General features: G+C 36.8%; 9 protein-coding genes. 5 read left to right on the top strand and 4 right to left on the bottom strand.

The annotated features are described in order from the left end of the window. Positions 1–68: 68 nt before the first annotated feature. Positions 69–692, bottom strand: a complete 624-nt coding sequence (locus CXF76_RS02760) for a tyrosine-type recombinase/integrase (protein WP_004589486.1) — start codon at positions 690–692, stop codon at positions 69–71. Between the two features lie 308 nt (positions 693–1000). Between CXF76_RS02760 and CXF76_RS02755 the strand changes: the two genes are divergently transcribed. The 4 genes from CXF76_RS02755 (at position 1001) to CXF76_RS02740 (ending at position 4548) form a co-directional block, all read left to right on the top strand. Next, positions 1001–1303 (top strand): hypothetical protein, encoded by a 303-nt coding sequence (locus CXF76_RS02755; RefSeq protein ID WP_024601566.1) that lies wholly within the window; start codon positions 1001–1003, stop codon positions 1301–1303. A 90-nt stretch (positions 1304–1393) separates the two neighbouring features. Continuing rightward, entirely contained in the window at positions 1394–1735 is a 342-nt protein-coding gene (locus tag CXF76_RS02750; protein WP_051385864.1) for a PDZ domain-containing protein, read from the top strand. A gap of 437 nt (positions 1736–2172) precedes the next feature. Beyond that, positions 2173–3903 carry an LA2681 family HEPN domain-containing protein gene (locus CXF76_RS02745; protein ID WP_064662973.1) on the top strand — a complete coding sequence of 577 codons (1731 nt, stop codon included), beginning with the start codon at positions 2173–2175 and terminating at the stop codon, positions 3901–3903. Positions 3904–4083: 180 nt separating this feature from the next. Continuing rightward, the gene (locus CXF76_RS02740) at positions 4084–4548 is read left to right on the top strand and encodes a tyrosine-type recombinase/integrase (RefSeq protein WP_024601093.1); all 465 of its coding nucleotides are present in this window, start codon (positions 4084–4086) and stop codon (positions 4546–4548) included. Between the two features lie 170 nt (positions 4549–4718). Here the strand turns inward: CXF76_RS02740 and cadR are convergent, their stop codons facing one another. Further along, entirely contained in the window at positions 4719–5108 is a 390-nt protein-coding gene (gene cadR / locus CXF76_RS02735; protein WP_024606396.1) for a Cd(II)/Pb(II)-responsive transcriptional regulator, read from the bottom strand. Between the two features lie 79 nt (positions 5109–5187). Here cadR and CXF76_RS02730 point away from each other — a divergent pair, with 79 nt between their 5' ends. After that, positions 5188–5805 (top strand): cation transporter, encoded by a 618-nt coding sequence (locus CXF76_RS02730; RefSeq protein ID WP_089367993.1) that lies wholly within the window; start codon positions 5188–5190, stop codon positions 5803–5805. Positions 5806–6064: 259 nt separating this feature from the next. On the opposite strand, the gene CXF76_RS02725 is transcribed toward CXF76_RS02730, so the two are convergent. Then, a complete protein-coding gene (locus tag CXF76_RS02725; protein WP_101162994.1) occupies positions 6065–6622 on the bottom strand; it encodes a hypothetical protein in 558 nt (185 codons plus the stop codon). A 227-nt stretch (positions 6623–6849) separates the two neighbouring features. After that, on the bottom strand, positions 6850–7541 hold a 692-nt coding region (locus tag CXF76_RS02720), incomplete at its 5' end, for a hypothetical protein (RefSeq protein ID WP_157823334.1).

Below are 7541 nucleotides of genomic sequence, written 5' to 3'. Positions count from 1 at the left end.
CTATGTGTCTCAAGGTCGGATTATGGCACGTGCCAGACTCTAACTTCGAGTCTGGCTTAGGTTCAAATTTAAGCATCGATCTGTTCTGATACTTCTAACGCATCATCAACTTCTATTCCCAAGTACCTGACAGTGCTCTCTAGTTTTCTATGGCCAAGTAGAAGCTGACAGGCTCTTAAATTTTTAGTTTTTTTGTAAATTAGTGATGGTTTGGTACGTCTCATTGAATGAGTGCCATATTGAGTCTTATCTAACCCAATTGAGGTGACCCAAGAGTCAACTATACGTCCATATTGACGGGTTGAAAGGTGTTCAGAGGAATGAATTCGTGACTTAAACAAGTAATCATAAGAATTGAGAGTAAATTGCTCTATGAGCGCCACAATTGATTTCCTTGTATTTCCAGTAATTTCAAATTGAACAGGCATACCAGTCTTTTTTTGAACGACTATTGCCCGTGATTGGATTGCTTTACCATGTGCAATGTCATTAACTTTTAGTGAAACTAAATCACACCCTCTTAGTTTGCTATCTATGGCTAGGTTAAATAGTGCTAGATCTCTTATTTTATGAAAAAGTTCCAGTCGTATTCGGATAGCCCATATTTGCTGTAATTTTAGAGGTAACTTTTGTCCTACAAGCTTATTTTTATTCCAAGGCTCTTTAGGCTGATATATAGTTAACTGGTGCATTAGTTGTACTCCGGTGTTTATGGAGTTTTAAGCTTAGCTCGCTACAAAAGAATTCGGGTATGAGCGAGAAGCGGACATTGAGAGTGGCTAAATGTAAGAGTTAATTGATTGGTCAAACTGTTTTTTACTCATATATTCATGAAATGAGGAAAAGCGTATATTGTTGACTCAGCTTTTTTGTAGGCGATAGAAACTTAGAGATAGTAATATCTTAGGTAATTTGGTAAAACTATGTAGATATTATCGTGCCTATAGCAGAGAAATGCGCTATTCGCGTGCTATTAAATTATACACATGGAGTAAGGGTATTGTTCAATAAATTAATTCCAATTTCTCTGATCGTTTTGTTATCAGCTTGTGGTGCAACCCAACCAGCACCATACCAAAAAGATAAAATACTTGAAGATAGAGATCAATATAACGGTTTAGAAGGTATGGCTCAGTATCAAAAAGATCAGAATTACCTTGTAAGTAAAGAGCTGTCTGATAAATGTACCAAAGCTAAAATTGACTTAGCAGTTGCAGAAACAAATAAAAATGCTAACGAAATTAAGAAACAAAATTCACTAATTAGCAATACGTGTATAAGGTTTTTCAAGTCGGGCCTCTAACAGTTTTGTCGGTTCCACGTCGTTTCATATTTTAGCAAATAATTACAAACCGCTTAAAACGGCGGTTAATTTTTTAAAGGAGTAAGGTTTTTGAATTTAACTAGGAAGGTTCTATTAATTTGTTTGTTTTTTCCATTTGTAGCTTTCGCCAAAGGGAAAGTTGGGATTGCCGTCGGTGTGTCTGTTGATGGGTTTTTTAGTCCTGAAATAACCGAGTTTAAAATTGATGAAGTTCATTCTGGATCTCCTGCAGAAAAAGCTGGAGTTAAAGTTGGTCAATTAGTTATCGAACTTGATGGTTGCAAAATCCCGGGCTGCCCAGCAGATAAAGCTAAAAAGCTTATGGATAAAGAAACAGGTGAAATATTACTATTACTAGTTAAAAACTTAGATGGCAGTGAAGCTTTGCTAAAAATACATGTAGGTGAGTAAAAATCTAACGAGAAACTAAACAAGGATAAAAAAGTTGGCTTTTATATGGGCTCCATTAACTTCAAGAGCTTATTTTGGGGTTATTCTACAACTTTATTGTTACAGTCCGCTTATGGCACAAAGCACGCATTCGTCATAACTCATTTTTGTCCATAGACGTGTTATAAGTATAACTCGCCTTTGCCCCAAAGTGAGTTGCGAGCGATTGAGAACTAGCTTAGCCAAATCGTCACTTGACTTACTTTTCGTAATGTCAGTAAGGATTGAACAGGGTTGGAATAGCATAATATTGCGCAACCCCCAAGCTACTGACATAGTGAGCATCACAGTTTGAGTTAGTTAAGACCATTAGCATATTTGACTTATGGTTATAAAATGAATATAAATTCTCAATGCGTTACTATGATGTGAAATTAATTTAACGGCGCGCTATATGTATGTCAGAAAATGTCTTGAATTCAACTGCTCTTGAAGTGCTGTCAATGAAGGCTGATGAGTTTTTGATAGGTAATGATCATGAAAAGATTAAAACGTTCTTAGAACCGTTGTTAGGCGTTGATTATAAGTTTGAAAATCTCGTTGATGAAGCTCGTTTTTACTATATATTGGGTAATTGTTCAGCAGCGATTTTTAGTTACCATAAACTAGATTGGTTTTCTGATGAACTAAGTAAATCCGTTATATTTTTCAGAAAAGCTCTATACGTCATACGACAAATCAACTTTCCAACTGATGAAGAACTTTTTCTGCAAAGCTGCATTGAAACCAATTTAGGCAATAATCTAAGTTCTCAAGGTCGTGCTTTCTGCTGTATTCCATTATGGGATAATGCCTTTAATTGCATACAAAATCCTGTCTCTATAATATCTAAAGCAAACAACGAGCTTTTTCTTGCGAGTAATGTTTACGATCCTAGTCATAAGCACTACCACTACTTTACTGCATACCTACTCATAAATTTAGGTCTTGAAAGCCTTGAGCAGCTCCATCCTGAGCAAATAATTGCTTATTCAGAAAACAGCAATTTTATGAATTTTAAAGCATGGTTTGAAGATACTTTTAAACCAGAAGATTTTGACTATTTTGAGTCATTTGAAGAGGAAGTTGAGACAAGAAAGCAGGGGGAATATTTAAAGTGGTGTGGAGATAACAGGCTTTTTATAAATGATTTAAATGACGTTTGCGTATCTGAAATTGTCTATCAAGACATTATGACTCTCCCCTCTTTTTCTCAACAAATAAACTTCGCTTTATCGATGCATGAAGAGCTTATGTATCATGGAAACTTCGATGAATTAAAGAACGATTTTTGCTATGCGCGTTATCTAATTTTTTCGGCTAGAAACATACCTAGTGACCATACACATTTCTTCAACAAAACATATCCTCACGTTGATGATATGTCACACTCCATTACCAACCTAAAAGCTAGTCATTATAAAAGCGCGTTCAGAACGCTTTACTCGCTATTTGATAAAATTGCTTACTTTATCAATCGCTTTTTTGATCTGAATGATATCAAGTATGATCATAAAATCAGCTTTGACAGTATTTTTAGTGAGCTGAAAGGAAGTAAGAGCTGGAAACCACACAGTAAGCTTAAAGACAGTCAGAATTGCTTTATCCATGCCTTATTCTACATCCTGAAAGACATTCGAGATGTGAAAGATTCGACTTCTGTCAGTCGGTGGCTTGATCCTGATGCAAAGGCGTTTTCTGAAATTAGAAATGCTATAGAGCATCGTTCTTTAAAGATTGTTGATGATTTTGGTTATACCCTAACTCAATCAGGTAAAGCTTTTAAGCAATCACAGCTTGAAAAGCTTAATGGTGATATAGGTGACTTTGAAGAACAACTTCAAGAGCTGTATGGTGAAATTGCTTCGGCGAAAAAGGCTCATAATATAACTCTTAAAGCCGAACTAGAGACCAAAAAAAAATTACTTGATGAAGGTTTGCGTCAAGCACAGTCAAAAATTTATGAGCACCAAAAGCTTTCAAGTCATTCTGTGCTGATAAAAGAGAGCGAATTTGAATCAAGGCTCATGACGCTGATAAAGCTCGCTCGAAATTCGATTATGTACCTTTCACTAGCAATTCATGTAGAAGAGAAAAATAAGCCAGATAATGGTGCAGTGATGATGCCTATCGAAGTACCTTTGAAGTAGAGCATTGTATCCTATAAATATTTTTTTAGGAAAGTATGGCTGAATCATTTCTTGAATCGCCATCGACTCAGTAGACACATGTGAGCTTTTTTTCACAACTTATCCTAAGCCACTTTTGCCCAAATCCTAATCAGTAATACATCCACTATCCTCATAGTGACTTTTAAATAGGAGGTCACTATGAAACCAGAACTAAATCACAATGCTACTAGTGTGAAACGTCCTTTCAAGCTTGAAGAGATTTGGCGTATTCGCACTCGAATTGAAATTCAAAATAACTTGATGCAATTAGCTTTACTTAATTTGGCTATAGATAGCAAGCTAAGATCATGTGACTTACTCTCTTTAAAAGTTCGAGACGTCACTACTCTCGATCAAGTATTTGAAAGGGTTCAATTAACGCAGAAGAAAACTGGGATCGAAGTTCAATTTGAGATAACTCCGAGAACACAACAAAGTATTATCCATTGGATTCAAGAAGTTAAATTGCAACCCAGTGATTATTTGTTTCGGAGTATACGCCGCTCCAATCAACCAATAAGCTATTCATATTACAGGTCTATCATCAGGAGCTGGGCTGAGCAATTAGGACTTGATTGCAAATTTGGACAGCATGATGTGCATGAACATCATTATCAGGACTGATTCCGATGTAATCGCTTTGTAGGGCCACATATGAATATGCATGGCTGACTCAGTATCAAAAGTTCAGGCTATTGATTTTTGCCTTATAAATCTACACAAATGACGAATGTTAGCCGATAGATACAAGTTAAGGTGAGCGCGCACAGTGAAATTGTGTTCTTCTTACAATTTTAAGTGTGTAAATAATTTAAAATACCACAGTCCCTAATGGTTTTGTCTTGGTCACACGATGACGCCATATTTTCGAGTGATGACTTTAATACGTTTAGCTCTTCAATGCGAATAATGACGTCTGATAAATGCTTAGCTATTAACGTATTGATATTTGAACAGCTCTGATCTGGCCTCGAACGACTGTCCATTAGCGTTTTTACTTCCATGATAGACATATCTAATGAACGACACTGTTTGATAAACAGGAGTTGTTCAATAGTCCCCTTGTCGTAGACACGATAATTTCCACTTGAGCGCTTAAGCTCAGGCAAGAGCCCCTTCTTTTCATAAAAACGAATGGTCTGAATACTACAACCTGTCGTCTTTGCGACATCACCAATTTTCATTTTTTTCTCCTAACCGTTGACTCTATACCAAGTATAGACTTTATACTCATACTATTCATCAGTAAAGAGTGTGTTTCTAATGAGCGGATGTGGGTGCGAAGTTGAAATAAAAGACCAGTCTCAACGACAGGTTTTGTATTGGCTTTTGGGAATAAACGCGACAATGTTTGTTATAGAAATGGGGATCGGGTTGCTTGCTAATTCAACCGCATTAATAGCCGATTCACTTGATATGCTCGCCGACGCAGTTGTCTATGGTGTTGCCCTTTATGCTATTGGTAAATCGCTATTGCACAAAGCCAATGCGGCTAGAATTAGCGGCTTTTTTCAGATGGCACTGGGTGTGTTGATTATCATTGATATTGTAAGACGGTCAATTTACGGTAGCGAACCTGTATCGGGACTAATGATGGCTATGGGGGCAGTTGCACTGGTTGCTAATGTCATTTGTCTTGTGATCATACGCAAACAAAGAAATGAAGAAGTGCATATGCGGGCAAGCTGGATATTTTCAGCCAACGATGTGATTGCCAACTTAGGTGTTATCTCTGCTGGCGCTTTGGTGTTTTGGCTCGATTCTCGATGGCCTGATCTGGTTATCGGTGTGATAGTTTCGTGCGTTGTGTTGCGCGGGGCAAAAATGATCCTCGAAGATGCTGGAAATGAAAGACAGCGAGCGCTTAATGCGCAAAGTTGATAAGAAAATGCCAATTTTTAATTGCACATCAAAACTGCGTAGGTTGGCATGGCTACTTATTACTTTGCTCATGTGTCAATCGGGCTTTTCGTTCGCCGCTCAATGCGATGAATACTCTAAAACGTTTTTGTCCAAAAACGAGTTTATCTAACCGCCTGCTTCTCGCTCTTTGCCGAAGTTCGGCTCAGTGCCATGAGCAGACATCGAAGGTTTTTAATGTCTGAAGTCAAGATTTGACCCCATTCACTTTAGCTGTTAATCAAAGGTTACAGTTATCTAACTTATCGATCTGTTCGCCAATTTGGGTGACTTTTTTCATCTGTGCTTGTAGTAGTTTTAAACAATTGTGCTGTTTTTCAACGCGGTTATTGAATTCAATCTGCTCAAAACGAACGTTTTGTGAATACAAGCCAACCGTAAACGTCACAATAAAAATGACTGTTAGGTTGGCTCCAGAAGCATAATTTTTACGATTACTTTCGCCTAATTCTTTCGTTTCTTTTGCGACAGTTCCTTCCGCAATGTTTTCATTCGGCATGTGTAATGCCATGATGACGATAATGGACCAGAGTAACCTAAAGGCTAATATCCCAAGTAATATGGCGAATAGAAACCATGCAATATAGAAATATATGGGCATAGCATAAAAACTGGTGTAATTTGAAGTGACCCAGAAAGTTGAGCCAAACCAATCGGTTAAATCGAACGCTAACGGCCAAAAAGTCGCGGCATTTAACGCGGTCACGACCATACTGAGAAAGAGGCCCTTGAGAGGTTTTTCGAAAATAGAAAGAACTTTATCGAATTTTTTTTCCATAAATTGTTTCCTAAAAGTTGTATAAAAGGTAACTATGGTAAATGTTCATGAAACTTTTTTGCATAACGGCCTATTCTATTTGTATCCTTTTTAAACTCCAACTCAGCAGTCCAGTCATAAAATATTATTTATAGGAATCAGGTGGCACCTGAAATCAACAGAGAAAATACAGAGTTGCTCTAGCATCAGTCAAAATCTGTTTCGAGCCGTTAATTGCATAAATAACTCTATTCACTGAAAACATATTGCGAATATATGATAGTTAAAAACATAGGCGATAATATTTTCATAAGCGAGAGAAACTTCTGTAATCTACTAAACACGAGTATTCTCTTATCAGACGTATCAGGATATGACTTGAAAAATTTCCTGTATGCTATTTTATTTACAAAACCAAGTAGCTCATTGGAAAAGAACATAACAAACATTGCACCAGGGATCGCTTTAGGTAAAAAGGCGGATATGTCCTGTAACTCTAAGCCATACCAAAAAAAGCTTAATCCTGAAAAAGTAATAAGATAAGTTAGTGCTGAAGTCAGAATTATTGACTTAGCACCCTTTTTTGTTTCTTCTTTAGAAATCTTATCCATTACCTTCTTATATTTTTCTGGATCTTCCTTTTCGAGGTTAGATATTTTCCCGTAGTTACTGTAGTCCACCTCAGGCATTGGCATTTGAATTAACGATACTAACCAAGAAAATAGGATAGATGACAATGCGAAAACAATTACGAAGGTATTCATATACCCTGGAGTAGCCGGATTAACGAATACGTCATATATAACAACTATCTGGATGAAAAAAGATGCTAATACTAATGTAATAAAAATCAATACAAAGATTAGGGCAAGAAAAGTGACTAAAAGCACATAAATACCGTGCTGCTGAACCTTTTCACCTTTTATAATATTCTTAAACA

The organism is Pseudoalteromonas sp. 78C3 (assembly GCF_002836695.1).
GTDB lineage: Bacteria > Pseudomonadota > Gammaproteobacteria > Enterobacterales > Alteromonadaceae > Pseudoalteromonas > Pseudoalteromonas arctica.
This window is presented reverse-complemented; position numbering and strand designations above follow the sequence as displayed.